A 17645-nucleotide genomic window follows, 5' to 3' on the forward strand; every position below is an offset into this window, starting at 1 on the left:
GCGATCACCGGCTTGTTTATTCATACTGAACCTGTCCGGATCTGACTGGATTGGTTCGTTGAATCCTCCAAGCTGATCCGGTTGTTCATGTTCCGGGGTCTTAGGCCCCTGTGCCTCCCGCAGGCCCGTACGCGACTGAGGTCCCGAATGTCCCCCTCGGCCACCACGCCGGTCGACGCTGCCCCCAGCTCAGGTCCGCAGCCGCCGAAGAACGGTCTCGACCGGTTCTTCAAGATTTCCGAGCGGGGGTCGACGGTCTCCCGCGAGCTGCGCGGCGGCCTGGCGACGTTCTTCGCGATGGCCTACATCGTCGTACTGAACCCGATCATCCTCGGCGCAGGCCAGGACAAGTTCGGGCACCAGCTGGACAACGCCCAGCTGGTCACGGCCACCGCCCTGATGGCGGGCCTGTCCACGATCCTGATGGGCGTGATCGGCAACGTCCCGATCGCGATCGCCGCGGGCCTGGGCATCAACGCCGTGGTCTCCCTCCAGCTCGCCCCCAAGATGAGCTGGCCGGACGCGATGGGCATGGTCGTGCTCGCCGGTCTGGTGCTGATGATCCTGGTCGCCTCCGGTCTGCGGCAGCGCGTCATGGACGCGATCCCCGGCGGGCTGCGGCGCGCCATCGCGATCGGCATCGGCATGTTCATCTCGCTGGTCGGCCTGGTGGACGCGGGCTTTGTGACCCGTAACCCCGATGCCGCGCACACCACCGTGCCGCTCGCGCTCGGCCAGGGCGGTCAGCTCCAGGGCTGGCCGGTGCTGGTCTTCGTGCTGGGCCTGGCGCTGATGTTCGTGCTGACCGTACGCAGGACCAAGGGCGCGATCCTGATCGGCATGGTCGTGATGGCCCTGGTCGCGATCGTCATCAACACGGTGGCGACGATCCCGGACGCGAGCTGGGGCCTGGCCGTGCCCAAGGTGCCGGACAGCGTGGTCGGCGCGCCGGACTTCGGTCTCATCGGCGAGATCAGCCTCTTCGGCGGCTTCAGGGAAGTCGGCGTGCTCACCGGCTGCCTCTTCGTCTTCACCGTGCTGCTCTCCGGCTTCTTCGACGCGATGGGCACCATCATCGGCGTCGGCGAGGAGGCCGGGCTGACCGACAAGAACGGCCAGCTGCCCGGCATGGGCAAGATCCTGATGGTGGACGGCATCGCGGTCGCGGCCGGCGGCGTCGGCTCGGCCTCCGCCAACACCTGCTTCGTGGAGTCCACGGCAGGCGTCGGCGAGGGGGCGCGTACGGGCCTGGCGAACATCGTTACCGGCGGTCTGTTCCTGCTCGCGCTGGTCTTCACGCCGCTGGCGACCGTCGTGCCGTCCCAGGCCGCCACCCCGGCGCTGGTCGTCGTCGGCTTCCTGATCATGGCTTCGAACATCCGGGACATCGACTGGGGCGACTTCACCGTCGCCGTGCCGGCGTTCCTGACGATGATCTCGATGCCGTTCACGTACAGCATCACCAACGGCATCGGCCTGGGCGTGCTGGCCTTCATCCTGCTGCGGTCGGTCACGGGCCGCTTCAAGGAGATCCCGTGGCTGCTGAACGTCGTCGGGCTGTGCTTCCTGGTCTACTTCCTGCTCAACCCGATCGAGCAGGCGCTGGGGGTGAAGTAGGCCCCGGTCTCACTTCGCCTCTTCCGGCAGCGCCGGGGCGGCGTAGAACTTCTCCACCTTGTCGACCGACGTCTTGAAACGTTCGTCGAAGTCATCGCGGATGAGCGTTCGGACCACATAGTCCTGGACGCTCATTCCGCGTTTCGCGGCGTGCTGCCGAATGCGCTCCAGCAGCTCCCCGTCCACGCGCAGGCTGAGCACTCTCGATCCCATAGGCACACAGTCCCGGTAGGTCTGCGTCAGGTGCGTCACTTTCCGGCACGTCCTCACTCATACGGGTGATGTGCGTGGTGCCTCCACCCTCCCGCTTTCTTTAGAGAGGGTAATGAGTTATGCTAACGAACATGCCGGAACTGTCCCTCGGCGACGACGCTGCCGCCGTGAACGCGCTGCGGTCCGCCGTAATGCGCCTGTCCCGCCGACTCAAGCACCAACGGGTCGACGAGTCGCTGAGCCCCACCGAGATGTCGGTGCTCGGTACTCTCGCCCGGTGCGGCAGCGCCACCCCCGGCGAGCTGGCCCGCAAGGAGCACGTCCAGCCGCCGTCGATGACCCGCATCGTGGCGATGCTGGAGGCCAAGGGGCTGGTCCGGCTGGAGCCGCACCCCGACGACCGCCGTCAGAAGGTCGTCACCCAGACCGAACAGGCCGAGGCGATGCTCGAGGAGAGCCGCCGCAAGCGCAACGCATGGCTGGCCGAACTCGCGGCCGGCCTGGACGAGGACGAGTGGGCGGCGCTACGCGCCGCCGCGCCCGTGCTGGAGAAGCTCGCGCACCTGTAAGACGAGAGCCGAGGAGGCGAACCCACTTTGAGTACGGGATCCGGAGCAGACTCCGCCCCCGCACACAACCCCTACGACGACAACCGCACCGGGCCCGCCAAAAAGGGCGGCACCTTCAGCTCCCTGCGGGTCCGCAACTACCGTCTGTTCGCCGGCGGACAGATGGTCTCCAACACCGGCACCTGGATGCAGCGCATCGCCCAGGACTGGCTGGTGCTCAGCCTCACCGGTTCCTCGGCCGCCGTCGGAATCACCACCGCGCTGCAGTTTCTCCCCATGCTGCTCTTCGGGCTGTACGGCGGCGTGATCGCCGACCGCTTCCCCAAGCGCACGCTGCTGCTGATGACCCAGACCGCGATGGGGCTGACCGGGCTCGCCCTCGCCGCCTTGACCCTGACCGGCCACGTCCAGGTCTGGCACGTCTACCTGATGGCCACCCTGCTCGGACTGGTCACCGTCGTCGACAACCCCGCCCGGCAGGCCTTCGTCGTGGAGATGGTCGGCCCCGAGGACCTGCGCAACGCCGTCAGCCTGAACTCCGCCAACTTCCAGTCCGCCCGGCTCGTCGGCCCGGCCGTCGCCGGTGTCCTGATCACCGCGGTGGGCAGCGGCTGGGCGTTCCTGCTCAACGGCCTGTCCTTCATCGCGCCGGTCGCCGGACTGCTGATGATGCGTACGGCCGAACTGCACAAGGTCGACCGGGTGCCGCGCGGCAAGGGGCAGTTGAGGGAAGGGCTGCGGTACGTGGCCGGGCGGCCCGAGCTGATCTGGCCGATCGTGCTGGTCGGCTTCATCGGGACCTTCGGCTTCAACTTCCCCATCTGGCTGACCGCCTTCGTCGACAAGGTCTTCCACGCCGACGCGGGGACGTACGGCCTGTTCAACACGCTGATGGCGGCCGGGTCGCTGGCCGGGGCGCTGCTCGCGGCCCGGCGCGGGACCTCGCGGCTGCGGCTGCTGGTCGGCGCGGCGCTGATGTTCGGCGTGCTGGAGATGGCGGCCGCGCTGGCGCCCTCGCTCTGGCTCTTCGTGGCGCTGCTGGTGCCGATCGGCATGCTGGGGCTGACGGTCAACGTCACCGCGAACTCCAGCGTGCAGATGGCCACCGATCCCGCGATGCGGGGGCGGGTGATGAGCCTGTTCATGATGGTGTTCATGGGCGGTACGCCGCTGGGCGCGCCGCTGGTCGGCTGGGCCACGGACGCGTACGGCCCCCGGGTCGGCTTCCTGGCCGGCGGCCTGATCTCCGCGCTGGCGGCGCTCGGTGTCGGCCTGGCGCTGGCCCGGGTGGGCGGTCTTCGCCTGAAGATCGACCTGCGGCGGGGGCGGCAGCATCTGGCGTTCGTCCCGCGTCAGCCGGCGGAGAAGGAGAGCCTGGCCGCGGCTGCGTAGCCGGCCGGAGGCCGGTGCCGTGCCGATTTGCTGACGAGGCCCGTCGGGCGGGTGCCGCGCTGTGCGCGGCGCCGCTGTCCGGCGGGCCTTCGGCCGCCCGGGCGCTCCGCGGGGAGGGCCGTCGTGCGTCTGCGGGCACGTCGTGGCCGGTCGCGCCCACGCGGCGGAGCCGCATATCGACGCAGCCCCGCGCCCCTTTATTGGGGCGCGTCCGTCCGTAGGCCGGAAACTGGCCCCATGAGAATCTTTGCCGCTGTGTTGCCGCCGGAGGCGGCTGTGGAGGAACTGGCCGCGGAAGTAGCCGAGTTGAAGCGGCTGCCGGAGGCCGAGGGGCTGCGGTGGACGGGGCAGGCCGGGTGGCACTTCACGGTGGCCTTCTACGGGGAAGTGGGGGAGGAGGTGCTGCCAAAGCTGCACGAGCGGTTGGGGCGGGCGGCCCGGCGGCGGGAGCCCTTTCCTCTGCGGCTCAAGGGGGGCGGACACTTCGGGGACCGGGCGCTGTGGGCCGGGGCCGAGGGGGATCTGGTGGCGATGCGGCGGCTGGCGGACGGGGCGGCGGCCGGGGCGCGGCGGGCCGGGGTGGCGATGGAGGAGCACCGCGGCTACGTTCCGCACCTGACCCTCGCGCGCAGCCGGACCCGCGGCCGTACGGGCGCCAGTGCGCAGGCGCCCACCTTGGGACTCGCGCCGTTCGTGGACGCGCTGGCGGGGTTCGAGGGCCGCCGGTGGACGGTGGGTGAGCTGGCGCTCGTACGCAGCCGTCTGCCGGTGGCCGGGGTGCCCCGCGAGCAGCCCCGGTACGAGACGGTGGCGGCGTGGCCGCTGGGCGGATGACGGGTGTGCCGGGCATGGACCGGGCGTGGGGAGCCGGGGGGCGCAGGGCCCGGCCGCAGGGGCGCACCTCCGGGGCGGTTACGCTCGGAGGGTGGATCCCAAGACCCGTAACCGGATCATGTCCGGTCTGCTCGCCGTGCTGCTCATCGTCGTGATCGTGGCGGCCGCCCTGCGCTGACGCTCGGCGCGCCGGGCGGCCACCGGGAACGGCGTGCGCCCGGCTACCAGGCGAAGGCCTCCGGGGAGGGGCCGGGGCCGGGGAAGATCTCGTCGAGGGCGGTGAGCAGTTCCTCCGGCAGCGTGAGCGTCACGGCGCGCAGCGCGGAGGCGAGCTGTTCGCTGGTGCGCGGCCCGACGATGGGACCGGTCACGCCGGGGCGGGTGAGCAGCCAGGCCAGCGCCACCTCGCCCGGCTCCAGACCGTGCTGGTCCAGCAGGTCCTCGTACGCCTGGATCCGGCCGCGGATCGCGGAGGAGGCGAGCGCGTCGGCCGAACGACCGCTTGCCGTACGGGCCGAGCCGCCCTCGCGCTCCTTGCGCAGGGCGCCGCCCAGCAGGCCGCCGTGCAGCGGGGACCAGGGGATGACGCCCAGGCCGTAGCGCCGGGCGGCCGGGATGACCTCCATCTCGGCGCGGCGCTCGGCGAGGTTGTAGAGGCACTGCTCGCTGACCAGGCCGAGCGAGCCGCGGCGGGCCGCCGTCTCGTTGGCCTCGGCGATGTTCCAGCCGGCGTGGTTGGAGGAGCCCGCGTACAGGATCTTGCCCTGCTGGACCAGGACGTCGATGGCCTGCCAGATCTCGTCCCACGGGGTGTCCCGGTCCACGTGGTGGAACTGGTAGAGGTCGATGTGGTCGGTGCCCAGCCGCTGCAGGCTGGCGTCGACGGCCCGGCGGATGTTGAGGGCGGAGAGCTTGTCGGCGTTGGGCCAGGCCGGGCCCTCGGCGGTGGACATGTTGCCGTAGACCTTCGTGGCCAGGACGACCTTGTCGCGGCGGCCGCCGTCCTTGGCGAACCAGGAGCCGATGATCTCCTCGGTGCGGCCCTTGTCGGCGCCCCAGCCGTAGACGTTGGCGGTGTCGAAGAAGTTGACGCCCGCGTCCAGGGCGGCGTCCATGATGGCGTGACTGCCGGGCTCGTCGGTCTGGGGGCCGAAGTTCATGGTGCCGAGGACGAGTCGGCTGACTTTGAGTCCGGTGCGTCCGAGCTGCGTGTACTCCATGGTCGATCAGCCAACGCCTTCGAGTGGACTCGAATCAAGGGGCGGGGGCGGCGAGTTGGGGTCAGTGCGGCGCGTGGGGCTCGTACGGGGCGCCGATGTCCCAGGCCTGGTGCAGGGCGTCGGCGAAGGCGCGGGCTATGCGGTGTTCGCCGGTGGGGGAGGGGTGGGTGCCGTCGTAGGTGTCGCGGTCCAGGACGTAGTCCGCGGGGCGGGAGGCCAGCAGGAGGGGGGAGGTGGGGGTGGAGAGGTCGGCCACGGCCTTGGCGAGGAGTTCGTTGAAGCGCTCGCACTGGGCGGCGAAGGGGGCGTCGTTGAGGGCACGGACATTGGGTATGACGGGCAGGACCACCGCGCGGATGTGCGGGCGGGCCTCGCGCGCGGCGGCCACGAAGCGGCGGACGTTGGCCTCGGTCTGCTCGGGGCCGGTGTAGAAGCCGAGGTCGATCAGGCCGAGGGAGACCAGCAGGGTGTCGGCCTTGTGGGCGCGTACCGCCTCCCCGATCAGCGGGGCCATGTGGCACCAGCCCTCGCCCCAGCCGGCGAGGTGGCGGCGGGCGCGCTCGGGGAAGCCGGGGTCGCCGTAGGCGTGCGAGACGGCGGCGTCGGCGCCGGCGTCGTACAGCTCGCAGCGGGGGCCGACGATGCGGTACGGGCCGCCGAAGGTGCGGTTCAGGTGCTGCCACATGCGGTAACGCCAGGTGTAGTCGCCGGCGGCGCCAATGGTCATGGAGTCACCGACGAACATGATCCTCATCAAGCCATGATGGCGGACCGCCCGCGGCGCCGGTACGTGACGCTGGACACGCGGGGCCGTACGGCGCGGGCCCGCCGCGAAGACGGCGGTTCCGGTGCCCGGTGAGGTGGCAGGCTGGGGGCATGCGTTCGCTGTTGTGCGCGGCCAGTGCCGCGGGGATCTTGCTGCTCGGTACGACGACACCGGTATCGGCCGCTGCCGCAGCTGGCGCAGGCGCACCTGCCGTACGGGCGGCGGACGATGACGCGTCCGCACCCGTGGGCTTCACCATCGAGGACCCCCGGATCACCGAGTCCAGCGGTCTGGCCGCCAGCCGCGCGCACCCCGGCGTCTACTGGACGCACAACGACAGCGACGACGGCCCCTATCTGTACGCCGTGGACGGCCGCACCGGACGGACGCTCGCCACCGTCCCCCTGCGCGGCATCGGCGCCCCGCGCGATGTGGAGGCGGTCTCGGTCGGCCCGGACGGCAACGTCTACGTCGGCGACATCGGGGACAACTTCGGCGGCCGGTGGGACCACGTGTGGATCTACCGCTTCCCCGAGCCGAAGCAGCTGCGCGACACGACCGTCACCGCCACGCAGTTCACGGTCACGTACGCCGACGGGCCGCGCGACGCCGAGGCGATGATGGTCCACCCCAAGACCGGCCGGGTCTACATCGCCAGCAAGAAGCAGGGCGGCGGCGCGCTCTACGAGGGGCCGCGGCAGCTCAGCTCGGGCGGCACCAACACCTTCCGCAAGATCTCCGACGTCGACCTGTGGGTGACCGACGGCGCCTTCTCGCCGGACGGCTCCCGGCTCGTGCTGCGCAGCTACTTCGGGGCCCGGATGTACCGCTGGCAGGACGGCGCGCCCAAGGAGCTGGGCGGGGTGAGCGTGCCGATCCAGCGCCAGGGCGAGTCGGTCACCTTCGCCCCCGACGGGCGGACGCTGATGTACGGGTCCGAGGGCGCCGGGAGCGAGGTGGAGCCGGTGCCGCTGAGCGGGGACCGGCTGCCGGAGGGGGCCGAGCAGGCGCCGCCGTCCGGCTCGCCGGACACCAAGGGCCAGGAGGGGCAGGGGAGTCCGGGCGGCGACAAGCCCGACCAGAACCGCACGTTCCTGCTGGGCGCGGTGACGTTCGGCGTGGCCACGCTGGTAGTGGTGGGCCTGCGCCGGCTGCTGCGCCGGCGCTAGGGCGCCTTCGGCGGCTCGTCCTCCAGGGGCCGTACCTCGTAGTGCAGGGTGCGGTCGCGCTTGAGGCGGTGGGCCAGGGGGACGAACAGGCCGTGGGTCCGGATGTGGGCGTGGTCGCCGTCGACCGCGATGTTGACGGGGGTGCCGACCGGGGTGCCGTCCCGCTTGTAGGTGGTGAGCAGCACCGTCTTCTGTGAGGTGAAGACGGCCAGGGCGGGGTGCGTTGGCGTCGTCATGCCTTCCATGGACGCACAGCCGGGCCGCTGCGTCACGCCCCGGCGGGGCCCGGCTCCTGCGTACGGCTCTTGCTCGCGGGCGTACGGCTCCCGTTCGTGGGGGTACGGCTCTCCACGAACGGGGTGAGGCCGTCCAGGAGGGCGGTCAGGCCGAGTTCGAAGACCTCGTCGCCGGAGTCCTCGAAGGCGTCCATGGACAGCGCCTCCATCAGCGGGAAGCGGCCGCTGGTCATGACCTCGGCCAGCACGGGCTCCTGGCTCTTCCAGAACTCCTCGTCGCTGACGCCGGTGCGCCGGGCCGCGGCCTCGGCGTTGAGCTGGGTGCGGACGGTGCCGGTGACGAAGCCGTCCACGATCAGCAGGAGATGCATCTTCTCGCGGTCGCTCAGGCCGGTGCCGGCCAGCCCGGCGAGGACGTACTCGATGCTCTGCATGGTGTTGGGGCCCAGCACCGGGCGGCCCTGGTCGACGTGGAGCAGCCAGGGGTGCTGCCGGTGCAGCCGCAGGGTGCCGCGGGCGGCGGTTTCCAGGGTGGCGCGCCAGCCGCCGTCGGGGTCGGGGCGGGCGTCGCTCCCGACGTCGACGACCTTGTCCAGCATCAGGTCCAGCAGCTCGGCCCGGCCGGGGACATAGCGGTACAGCGACATCGTGCCCACGCCGAGTTCGGTGGCGACCCGGCGCATGGACGCGGCGTCCAGCCCTTCGGCGTCGGCGACCGCCACGGCGGCGTCGACGATGCGGTCGAGGGTCAGACCGGGCTTGGGGCCGCGGCTGGGGCGCTCGCCCAGGCCCCACAGCAGCTCCATGCTGCGCGAGACATCGCCGCCACCACTGTGTTCTGTCGTCATCGCGCTCCATCCTAGGCGGTCGGGAAAAAACTGGGTACACCGTACTCGTTATCGAGTACGGTGTACCCAGTTACGGAGGGAGCTCTTGATGGGATCCATGAAGGGGGCGGGCCCGGCGGTCCTCGCCGAGGGTCTGCACAAGCGGTACGGCGACAAACGGGCCCTGGACGGCTTCGATCTGGCGGTGGGCCGCGGCACCGTGCACGGACTGCTCGGCCCGAACGGCGCGGGCAAGACCACGGCCGTACGCATCCTGGCCACCTTGCTGCGGCTGGACGGCGGCCGGGCCCGCGTCGCCGGGTATGACGTCGCGCGGGAGGCGGGCCGGGTGCGCAGGCGCATCGGCCTGACCGGTCAATATGCCGCCGTGGACGAGATATTGACGGGGCGCCAGAATCTGGAGATGTTCGGCAGGCTCTTCCATCTCGGCGGGCGGCGGGCCCGGCGGCGGGCGGGCGAGCTGCTGGATGCCTTCTGGCTGAGCGAGGCGGCCGGGAAGCAGGTCAAGACCTACAGCGGGGGCATGCGGCGGCGGCTCGACCTGGCCGCCAGCATGATTCTCGCGCCCGAGGTGCTCTTTCTGGACGAGCCGACCACCGGGCTCGACCCGCGCGGCCGCAACGAGGTCTGGCAGGCGGTGCGTTCGCTGGTCGCGGCCGGTACGACCGTGCTGCTGACCACCCAGTACCTGGACGAGGCCGACCAGTTGGCCGACCGTATCGCCGTCATCGACAGCGGGCGGACGATCGCGGACGGCACCCCGGCGGAGCTGAAACGGGAGGTCGGCGGGGACCGTATCGAGGTGGTGCTGCGCTCGGCGGGCGAGTTGCCGCAGGCCGTCAAGGCGGTGGCGCGGGTGGCGGCGGGCGGTGGGGAACCGGCGGCGGACGAGGTGGAGCTGCGGGTCGGCGCGCCGGTGACCGACGGGGTCGCGGCGCTGACCGAGGTGGCCCGCACCCTTCAGGACGAGGGGGTCGGCGTGGCGGACATCGGGCTGCGCAGGCCGACGCTGGACGAGGTGTTCCTCCAGCTGACGGGGCACCGTACGAACCCCATGGGTGGGCCGGGCGGCGTGCGGTCGGCGCGGCGAGAGGAGGCCGGGGCATGAGCGCGGGCGCGGGGAGTATCGCGACGGACCTCAGGCTGGAGGGGCCCGAGCGCCGCATCTACTGGGCGCTGGCCGACTGCTGGACGGTCGTGCGGCGCGACCTGACCCATCTGGCCAGGCAACCGGTCATCATCGCCTGGCAGTTGGGCTTTCCGATCGTCTCCGTGCTGCTGTTCGTGTACGTCTTCGGCAGCGCGATGGACGTGGGCTCCGGCGTGGACTACAAGACCTTCGCGATGCCCGGCATGTTCGCCATGACGATGGCCTTCGGCTTCATGAACACCGCGATGGCGGTGGTCGTCGACAAGGAGCGGGGTGTCACCGACCGCTTCCGCTCCATGCCGATGGCGCCGTCCGCGGTGGTCAGCGGCCGGGGCGTCTCGGACGTGCTGCACGCGAGCCTGGACCTGCTGGTGCTGGCGGTGATCGCGGTGGTCATCGGCTGGCGCTCGCAGGGCAGTTGGCTCGCCACGCTCGCCGCGTTCGGCCTGCTGGTGCTGCTGCGCTTCGCGCTGATCTGGATCGGTGTCCTGCTGGGGCTGATGGCCCCCAACGCCGAGACGGCGGGCAACCTCTTCGCGATCGCCTTTCCCTTCGGGATGATCTCCAGCGTCTTCACTCCGCCGTCGATGATGCCGGACTGGCTGGGCGCGATCGCTGTGTGGAACCCGGTCTCGGCCACGGCCACGGCGATCCGTGAGCTGTTCGGCGGGCCGGTGACGGTGGGGGACAGCTGGGCCGAGCAGCATGCGGTGGTGATGGCGGTGGTGTGGCCGGTGGCGATCACGCTGGTCTTCCTGCCCTTGGCGGTGCGGAAGTTCCAGCGGCTGAGTCGCTGAGGGCGCCCGAGGACCCGCGACGACGCGAGGTGGCGGTGGCGTAGGGGTGGGGTACTGGGCGTAAAGCGAAGCAGCCCAGTACCCCACCCCGGAGCCGCTGCCACCGTCACCGGGACCACCCGCGCCCCCCGTCAGGGGCGCGGGGAACTGCGCGACCAGCCACCGCCGGCCCGCAGTCCGGGACCCACCGCAAGCTCCCCGATGGTCCCAACTCGTCCGCTGAGTAAGCGGGTTACAGCTTGTCGATCACGTAGTCGATGCAGGCCGTCAGCGCCTGGACGTCGGCCGGGTCGATGGCGGGGAACATCGCCACGCGCAGCTGGTTGCGGCCGAGTTTGCGGTACGGCTCGGTGTCGACGATGCCGTTGGCGCGCAGGGTCTTGGCGACGGCCGCGGCGTCGATCTCGTCGTCGAAGTCGATGGTGCCGATGACCTGGGAGCGCTTGGCCGGGTCGGCGACGAAGGGGGTGGCGTACTTGGAGTCCTCGGCCCAGCCGTACAGGCTGCGCGAGGAGGCGGCGGTGCGGCGCACCGACCAGTCCAGGCCGCCCTGGGAGTTGAGCCACTGAAGCTGCTCGTTGAGCAGGAAGAGGGTGGACAGCGCGGGGGTGTTGTACGTCTGGTTCTTCAGGGAGTTGTCGATCGCGGTGGGCAGCGAGAAGAACTCCGGGATGTGGCGGCCCGAGGCGTGGACGGCGCGGGCGCGCTCCAGGGCGGCGGGGGAGAAGACCCCGATCCACAGGCCGCCGTCGGAGGCGAAGGACTTCTGCGGCGCGAAGTAGTAGACATCGCTCTGGGCGATGTCTACGGGCAGGCCGCCGGCGCCGGAGGTGGCGTCCACCAGGACCAGTGCGTTCTCGTCGGCGCCCGGCACCCGTCGGATGGGGGCGGCCACGCCGGTGGAGGTCTCGTTGTGGGTGAAGGCGTAGACGTCCACGCCCGCTTCGGCCTTCGGCTCCGGGTGCGTGCCGGGCTCGCTGGAGATGACGCTCGGCTCCTGGAGCCACGGCGCGAGCTTGGCGGCCTTGGCGAACTTCGAGGAGAACTCGCCGAAGGTGAGGTGCTGGGACTTGTCGGAGATCAGACCGTGGGTCGCGATGTCCCAGAACGCGGTGGAACCGCCGTTGCCGAGGATGACCTCGTAGCCCTCGGGCAGCGAGAAGAGGTCGCGTACGCCCTCGCGGACCCGGCCGACCAGGTTCTTGACCGGCGCCTGGCGGTGGGAGGTGCCCAGCAGGGAAGATCCGGTGGCGGCCAGGGCGCCGAGCGCCTCCGTACGCACCTTGGAGGGGCCCGCGCCGAAGCGTCCGTCGGCGGGCTTGATGTCAGCGGGGATCTGGATATCAGCCACGGGCGAAGCCTAATCCGTCGCAGGCGCGGGGCCGGATGCGCGTCCACCCGGTGAGATGAATTCCTCGGATCGGTGGGATTGCGGGGGTTCGGGCGCGATAAGGGTGGCGTCCTCGGCGTACAGATCGCTCACGGAGGCGGCGGCAGCGGCCAGTTCGCGGCGGGCTTCGGGCGGCGAGAGGACCTGTACGGAGGTGCCGAACTGGAGCAGTTGGCGGACCGCGCCCAGCGCCGGGTAGGCCAGCTCGACCGTGGCCCACTCGCCGTCCTGGCCGCCGGTGGCCTCGGGCGGCGCGGTGAGGGCGCCGCCCAGGATGCGCACGAACATGTCCAGGCGGGTGCGCAGCACCCGGGCGCGGACCCGGACGGGGGCCGGGCGGTCCTCGACCCGGCGGCGCAGCGCCTGCCACACCTGCGCCAACTCCACGCCCGCGCGGCGCTGTACGGGCGCGTCGGTGAGCGTGGCCGCGGCGATCCGGTCCGCGCGGAAGAGGCGGGGCTCGCCGCGCCGGTCGGCGACCAGGTACCAGACGCCCGCCTTGGCGACCAGGCCGTAGGGGTCGACGGTGTACGTACGCGGGCGGGACTCGCCGCTGTGGCGATAGCGCAGCCGCAGCCGCCGGTCGGCGAAGACCGCGGTGTGCAGGGTCTCCAGCTCGGCGGCCGCGCGCGGCCCCGCCATCCAGCGGTCGGGGTCCACCAGGATGCGGCGGCTGGTGACCTCGGCGGCCGGGCGGTGCGGCGCGGGGAGCGCCGCCATCACCTTGCGCAGCGCCGAACCCAGCGCGTCGTCCAGGCCGAGCGCGGCGTGCGCGCCCTCGGCGGCCAGGACGAACAGGGCGCGTGCCTCGTCGGTGGTCAGCCCCGTGACATCCGTACGGAACCCGGGCAGCAGCGCGATGCCGCCGTGCCGCCCGCGCTCGGCGTACACCGGGACACCGGCGGCCGACAGCGACTCGATGTCGCGGTAGATCGTGCGCGGTGAGACCTCCAGGCGCTCGGCCAGCTCATGGGCCGGGACCCGGCCGCGGGTCTGCAGGAGCAGCAGGATCGAGAGCAGTCGGTCTGATTTCACGCAGACGAGTGTCGTCGAAAATGTTGACGGAAAGTGGCAAGTTTTGGCAGCAGAGTGCCGTTCATGACCAGTGACGAGATGACGAAGAGCACTGCCGCGGCGGCCGACTGCGGCGCCGTACGCGAGCTGGCGGGGCGGCTGCGCGGGCCGGTGTTCCTGCCCGGTCAGGACGGCTACGACCGGGAGCGGTCCGGCTTCCAGACCGGCTACCGGCACCGGCCCGCCGTGATCGTCGGCGCGGCGGAGGCGGCGGACGTCGCCGCCGCGGTGGCCTTCGCGCGAGATCGCGGGATGCCGGTGGCGGTGCAGGCCACCGGGCACGGGCTGGCCGCCGCCACCGACGGCGGGCTGCTGATCGTCACCCGCCGGATGAACGCGGTGCACATCGACGCCGCCGCGGGCACCGCGCGGGTCGGGGCCGGAGCGGTGTGGGCCGAGGTGATCGAGGCGGCGGCACCGTACGGGCTGGCGCCGCTGAACGGGTCGGCGCCGGGCGTGGGCGTGGTCGCGTACACCCTGGGCGGCGGACTTGGCCTGCTGGCCCGCGAGTTCGGGTACGCGGCCGACCACGTGCGGTCGGTCGACCTGGTCACCGCCGACGCGCGGCCGCGTACGGTGACCGCCGACAGCGACCCGGAGCTGTTCGGCGCACTGCTGGGCGGCGGCGCCAACCTCGGTGTGGTCACGGGGCTGGAGTTCGGCCTGGTGCCGGTGGCGCGGGTCTACGGCGGGCAGCTGGTCTTCGGCGGCGAGCTGATCGGCCCGGCGCTGGAGGCGTACCTCCAGTGGACCGGGACCGTGCCCGAGACGCTGACCTCCTCGCTCCAGCTCATCGAGTACCCGGACCTGCCGCAGCTGCCCGAGGCGCTGCGCGGCAGCTACCAACTCGCCTTCCGTATCGCCTTTACGGGTACGGCCGAGGAGGGCGAGCGGCTGGTGGCGCCGCTGCGCGCGGTCGGGCCGCGGCTGGCCGACACCCTGCGCGAGATGCCGTACACCGAGTCCCACACCATCCACGCCGACCCGGACACCCCGCACTCCTACGACGGCGACAACGCGCTGCTGGACGGGCTGGACGCGGCGGCGCTGCGCGAGGTCGCGGCGCTGACCGGACCCGGCACACCGTTCATGGTCGTCACCCAGCTCAACCACCTCGGCGGGGCGCTGGCCAGGCCCGGCAAGCACAGCGCGGTCGGGCACCGGGACGCGCGCTTCCTGCTGCGGGTGCTCTCGCCGCTGGACGGCACGGACCGCGGGGCCGTACGCGCGCTGCACCGGCGGGCGCTGGCGGCGGTGGCGCCCGCGACGGTCGGCCGCAGCGTGAACTTCCTGTTCGGGGGGCGCGAGGAGGACCCGGAGGTGGCGGGCAGCGCGTACGAGGTGGGGACCCGCCGGCGGCTGACGGAGCTGAAGAGGGCACTCGATGCGCACAACACCTTCCGCTTCAACCACAATCTCCCGCCGCAGTAGCGGGCAGGGTGGGGGTATGGCTGATCGCGAGGAGCAGAAGACGGGACAGGCGGGGCGTGCGGAGCTGGCAGCGGCGCTGCGGGGGGCGGTGCGCGGGGAGGTGTCCTTCGCCGCCGCCGACCGGGCGCTGATGACCATGGACGCGTCCAACTACCGGCGCGTGCCCCGGGCGGTGGTCGCGCCGCGGGACGCCGGGGATGTCGCGGCGGCGCTCGGGGTGTGCCGGGAGTACGGCGTGCCGGTGGTGCCGCGCGGCGGCGGGACCAGCATCGCGGGCCAGGCCACCGGCACCGGCGTCGTCCTGGACTTCACCCGCCATATGCGCCGCATCGTGTCGCTGGACCCCGCGGCCCGTACGGCCGTGGTCCAGCCGGGCGTGGTCCTGGACGACCTGCGCTCGGCCGCCGCCGCACACGGCCTCACCTTCGGCCCCGACCCCTCCACCCACAGCCGCTGCACCCTCGGCGGCATGATCGGCAACAACTCCTGCGGCTCGCACTCGGTGGCCTGGGGCACCACCGCCGACAGCGTGCGCGAGCTGAACGGACTGACGTACGGGGGCGCGGAGTTCAGGGCCGGACGCGGGCTGGACGGGCTGCCCGCAGGGCTGCGGGAGGGCGTACGGGCCCTGGTGGAGGGGGATTTGGCGCTGCTGCGCACCGGCTACCCCGCGCTGCCGAGGCGGATCTCCGGCTACGCGCTGGACGAACTGCTGCCGGAGAAGGGGACGGACCTCGCGCGGGCGCTGACCGGCAGCGAGGGCACCCTCGGCGTGCTGACCGAGGCCACGGTGGCGCTGGTGGCGCCGCCCGCGGCGCGCGTGCTGGCGGTGCTCGCATACGCCGACGAGAGCGCGGCGGCCGAGGCGGCGCACACCCTGCTGCCGTACGGGCCGCTGACCGTCGAGGGGATGGCCGCCGACCTGGTGGGGGACGCGGCGGGGCTGCCCAAGGGCGGTGCGTGGCTGTTCGTGGAGATGGGCGGGGAGTCGGCGGCCCAGGCGCGGGCGCGCGCCGAGGAGCTGTGCCGCGCGGCGTCCGGTGAGGCGACCGGCCACACCGTCGTGACCGAGCCGGCCGGCCAGCGCGCCCTGTGGCGGATCCGCGAGGACGCCTCCGGCACGGCCACCCGCACCCCGGACGAGGGGGGTACCTCCCTGTCCGAGCGAAGCCGAGGACTTGGGGGAGAAGCCTGGCCGGGCTGGGAGGACTGCGCGGTACCGCCCGCCCAACTGGGCGCGTACCTGCGCGACTTCCGCGCCCTGCTGTCCCAGCACGGCCTGCGCGGCACCCCCTACGGCCACTTCGGCGACGGCTGCATCCACATCCGCATCGACTTCGACCTGCTGACCGGCCCCGGCATCCGCCGCTTCCGTGACTTCTCCACCGACCTGGCCCAGCTGGTGGTCTCGCACGGCGGCTCGCTCTCCGGCGAGCACGGCGACGGTCAGGCCCGCGCCGAGCTCCTCCCCGCGATGTACGGGCCCGAACTCGTCTCCCTCTTCGGCCGGTTCAAGGACCTGTGGGACCCGGCGGGCGGCCTCAACCCCGGCATGCTCGTACGCCCCTCCCGCCTGGACGAGAACCTGCGCTTCTCCGTCCTGCCGAAGCGGCCGGTGGACGTGGAGTTCGGCTACCCGCACGACAACGGCGACTTCTCGGCCGCCGTCCGCCGCTGCGTGGGCGTCGCCAAGTGCCGTAACGCAGACCCCGCTTCGGGGGTCATGTGCCCCTCCTTCCGCGCCACCGGCGAGGAGCGGCACTCCACCCGCGGCCGGGCCCGCCTGCTGCACGAGATGCTCGCGGGGGAAGTGATCACCGACGGCTGGCGCTCCACCGAGGTCCGCGACGCCCTCGACCTCTGCCTCTCCTGCAAGGGCTGCCGCAGCGACTGCCCGGTCGGCGTCGACATGGCCACCTACAAGGCCGAGTTCCTGCACCACCACTACCGGGGGCGCATCCGGCCCGCCTCCCACTACTCCATGGGCCGCCTCCCGCAGTGGCTGCGCGCCGCCGCCCCGGCCGCGCCCCTGCTCAACGCGCTCGCCCGCACCCCCCTGGCGGGAGTGGCCAAACGGATCGGCGGCCTCGCCCCCGAGCGCGCCATCCCGCCGCTGGCCCGCGAGCCGTTCACCACCTGGTTCGCCCGCCGCACCCCGCCCGGCACCCGAGTGATCTCCTCCTCCCGTACGGCCCTCCTGTGGCCCGACACCTTCACCAACTACCTCTCCCCGCAGGTCGGCCGGGCCGCCGTACGCGTACTGGAAGCCGCCGGCAAGGAGGTGATCCTGCCGGGCCGCGGCGTGTGCTGCGGCCTGACCTGGGTCTCCACCGGCCAGCTCGACCAGGCCCGCAAGGTCATGCGCCGCACCCTGGACCGCGTCGGCCCCGTCCTCGGCGCCCCGGTGCTCATCCTGGAACCCAGCTGCGCCGCCTCCCTGCGCACCGACCTCCCCGAACTCCTCCCCGACGACCCCCGCGCCGCCGAACTCGCCGCCTCCGTTTGCACCTTCGCGCAGTACCTGTCGCAGTACGCCCCCGGCTGGACCCCGCCCCGCCTCGACCGCCCCGCCGCCGGCCAGACCCACTGCCACCAGCACGCCGTGCTCGGCGACACCGCCGACCGCCGCTTGCGCGAACAAGCGGGCCTGCAGGGCCCCTTGTCCTCCGGCTGCTGCGGCCTCGCAGGCAACTTCGGCTTCGAACGCGGCCATTACGAGGTGTCGGTGGCCTGCGCCGAGGAGCAGCTCCTGCCGTCCGTACGGGCCGCCGCCCCGGACACCGAACTCCTCGCGGACGGCTTCTCCTGCCGCACCCAGCTCGGCCAGCTGACGGGACGGCGGGCACGGCATCTGGCGGAGGTACTGGCGGAGGGGCTGACGGCGCACCGGGCCGAAGGTAGCGATGCGGGCTGATCGGGCTGCCCCGCTGCGGATCGGG

At 72.3% G+C, this 17645-nt stretch carries 17 protein-coding genes; 10 read left to right on the forward strand and 7 right to left on the reverse strand.

Translation table 11 applies throughout. The features are described from left to right. Positions 1 to 147 precede the first annotated feature (147 nt). Positions 148 to 1617 carry an NCS2 family permease gene (locus AC4IJH_RS04100; protein ID WP_490850095.1) on the forward strand — a complete coding sequence of 490 codons (1470 nt, stop codon included), beginning with the start codon at positions 148 to 150 and terminating at the stop codon, positions 1615 to 1617. A 9-nt stretch (positions 1618 to 1626) separates the two neighbouring features. Here AC4IJH_RS04100 and AC4IJH_RS04105 read toward each other — a convergent pair whose 3' ends face one another. Beyond that, the gene (locus tag AC4IJH_RS04105; RefSeq protein WP_490850096.1) at positions 1627 to 1830 is read right to left on the reverse strand and encodes a ribbon-helix-helix protein, CopG family; all 204 of its coding nucleotides are present in this window, start codon (positions 1828 to 1830) and stop codon (positions 1627 to 1629) included. A gap of 131 nt (positions 1831 to 1961) precedes the next feature. Here AC4IJH_RS04105 and AC4IJH_RS04110 point away from each other — a divergent pair, with 131 nt between their 5' ends. The 4 genes from AC4IJH_RS04110 (at position 1962) to AC4IJH_RS04125 (ending at position 4803) form a co-directional block, all read left to right on the forward strand. Next, positions 1962 to 2399, forward strand: a complete 438-nt coding sequence (locus AC4IJH_RS04110) for a MarR family winged helix-turn-helix transcriptional regulator (protein ID WP_490850097.1) — start codon at positions 1962 to 1964, stop codon at positions 2397 to 2399. Between the two features lie 27 nt (positions 2400 to 2426). After that, the gene (locus AC4IJH_RS04115; RefSeq protein ID WP_490850098.1) at positions 2427 to 3791 is read left to right on the forward strand and encodes an MFS transporter; all 1365 of its coding nucleotides are present in this window, start codon (positions 2427 to 2429) and stop codon (positions 3789 to 3791) included. Between the two features lie 237 nt (positions 3792 to 4028). Continuing rightward, positions 4029 to 4625, forward strand: coding sequence for an RNA 2',3'-cyclic phosphodiesterase (gene thpR, locus AC4IJH_RS04120; RefSeq protein ID WP_490850099.1), 597 nt, complete (start codon positions 4029 to 4031; stop codon positions 4623 to 4625). 25 nt (positions 4626 to 4650) lie between these two features. After that, positions 4651 to 4803 (forward strand): hypothetical protein, encoded by a 153-nt coding sequence (locus AC4IJH_RS04125; protein WP_490850100.1) that lies wholly within the window; start codon positions 4651 to 4653, stop codon positions 4801 to 4803. Between the two features lie 43 nt (positions 4804 to 4846). Here the strand turns inward: AC4IJH_RS04125 and AC4IJH_RS04130 are convergent, their stop codons facing one another. Continuing rightward, on the reverse strand, positions 4847 to 5845 hold the full coding sequence (locus tag AC4IJH_RS04130) for an aldo/keto reductase (RefSeq protein WP_490850101.1): 999 nt from the start codon (positions 5843 to 5845) through the stop codon (positions 4847 to 4849). A 61-nt stretch (positions 5846 to 5906) separates the two neighbouring features. Continuing rightward, the gene (locus tag AC4IJH_RS04135) at positions 5907 to 6599 is read right to left on the reverse strand and encodes a GDSL-type esterase/lipase family protein (protein ID WP_490850102.1); all 693 of its coding nucleotides are present in this window, start codon (positions 6597 to 6599) and stop codon (positions 5907 to 5909) included. 122 nt (positions 6600 to 6721) lie between these two features. Between AC4IJH_RS04135 and AC4IJH_RS04140 the strand changes: the two genes are divergently transcribed. Then, a complete protein-coding gene (locus AC4IJH_RS04140) occupies positions 6722 to 7780 on the forward strand; it encodes a hypothetical protein (protein ID WP_490850103.1) in 1059 nt (352 codons plus the stop codon). Here AC4IJH_RS04140 and AC4IJH_RS04145 read toward each other — a convergent pair. Both AC4IJH_RS04145 and AC4IJH_RS04150 read right to left on the reverse strand, forming a co-directional pair. Next, positions 7777 to 8016, reverse strand: coding sequence for a hypothetical protein (locus AC4IJH_RS04145; protein WP_490850104.1), 240 nt, complete (start codon positions 8014 to 8016; stop codon positions 7777 to 7779). The genes AC4IJH_RS04140 and AC4IJH_RS04145 overlap by 4 nt on opposite strands. Before the next feature lie 32 nt (positions 8017 to 8048). Further along, complete coding sequence (locus AC4IJH_RS04150; RefSeq protein WP_490850105.1) at positions 8049 to 8864, reverse strand: TetR/AcrR family transcriptional regulator; 816 nt, start codon at positions 8862 to 8864, stop codon at positions 8049 to 8051. 97 nt (positions 8865 to 8961) lie between these two features. Here AC4IJH_RS04150 and AC4IJH_RS04155 point away from each other — a divergent pair, with 97 nt between their 5' ends. Both AC4IJH_RS04155 and AC4IJH_RS04160 read left to right on the forward strand, forming a co-directional pair. Next, complete coding sequence (locus tag AC4IJH_RS04155) at positions 8962 to 9972, forward strand: ATP-binding cassette domain-containing protein (RefSeq protein ID WP_490850207.1); 1011 nt, start codon at positions 8962 to 8964, stop codon at positions 9970 to 9972. Further along, positions 9969 to 10811, forward strand: a complete 843-nt coding sequence (locus AC4IJH_RS04160) for an ABC transporter permease (protein WP_490850106.1) — start codon at positions 9969 to 9971, stop codon at positions 10809 to 10811. Before AC4IJH_RS04155 ends, AC4IJH_RS04160 begins: the two co-directional genes overlap by 4 nt. Before the next feature lie 232 nt (positions 10812 to 11043). On the opposite strand, the gene serC is transcribed toward AC4IJH_RS04160, so the two are convergent. Then, positions 11044 to 12162 (reverse strand): phosphoserine transaminase, encoded by a 1119-nt coding sequence (gene serC / locus AC4IJH_RS04165; protein ID WP_490850107.1) that lies wholly within the window; start codon positions 12160 to 12162, stop codon positions 11044 to 11046. Between the two features lie 9 nt (positions 12163 to 12171). Next, positions 12172 to 13236, reverse strand: a complete 1065-nt coding sequence (locus AC4IJH_RS04170; RefSeq protein WP_490850108.1) for a helix-turn-helix transcriptional regulator — start codon at positions 13234 to 13236, stop codon at positions 12172 to 12174. A 63-nt stretch (positions 13237 to 13299) separates the two neighbouring features. Here AC4IJH_RS04170 and AC4IJH_RS04175 point away from each other — a divergent pair, with 63 nt between their 5' ends. Next, positions 13300 to 14706: an FAD-binding oxidoreductase gene (locus AC4IJH_RS04175; protein WP_490850109.1), complete on the forward strand. Its 1407-nt coding sequence runs from the start codon at positions 13300 to 13302 to the stop codon at positions 14704 to 14706. Between the two features lie 16 nt (positions 14707 to 14722). Further along, complete coding sequence (locus AC4IJH_RS04180; RefSeq protein ID WP_490850110.1) at positions 14723 to 17620, forward strand: FAD-binding and (Fe-S)-binding domain-containing protein; 2898 nt, start codon at positions 14723 to 14725, stop codon at positions 17618 to 17620. Positions 17621 to 17645 lie beyond the last annotated feature (25 nt).

Source organism: Streptomyces sp. UF-297 (genome assembly GCF_058245575.1).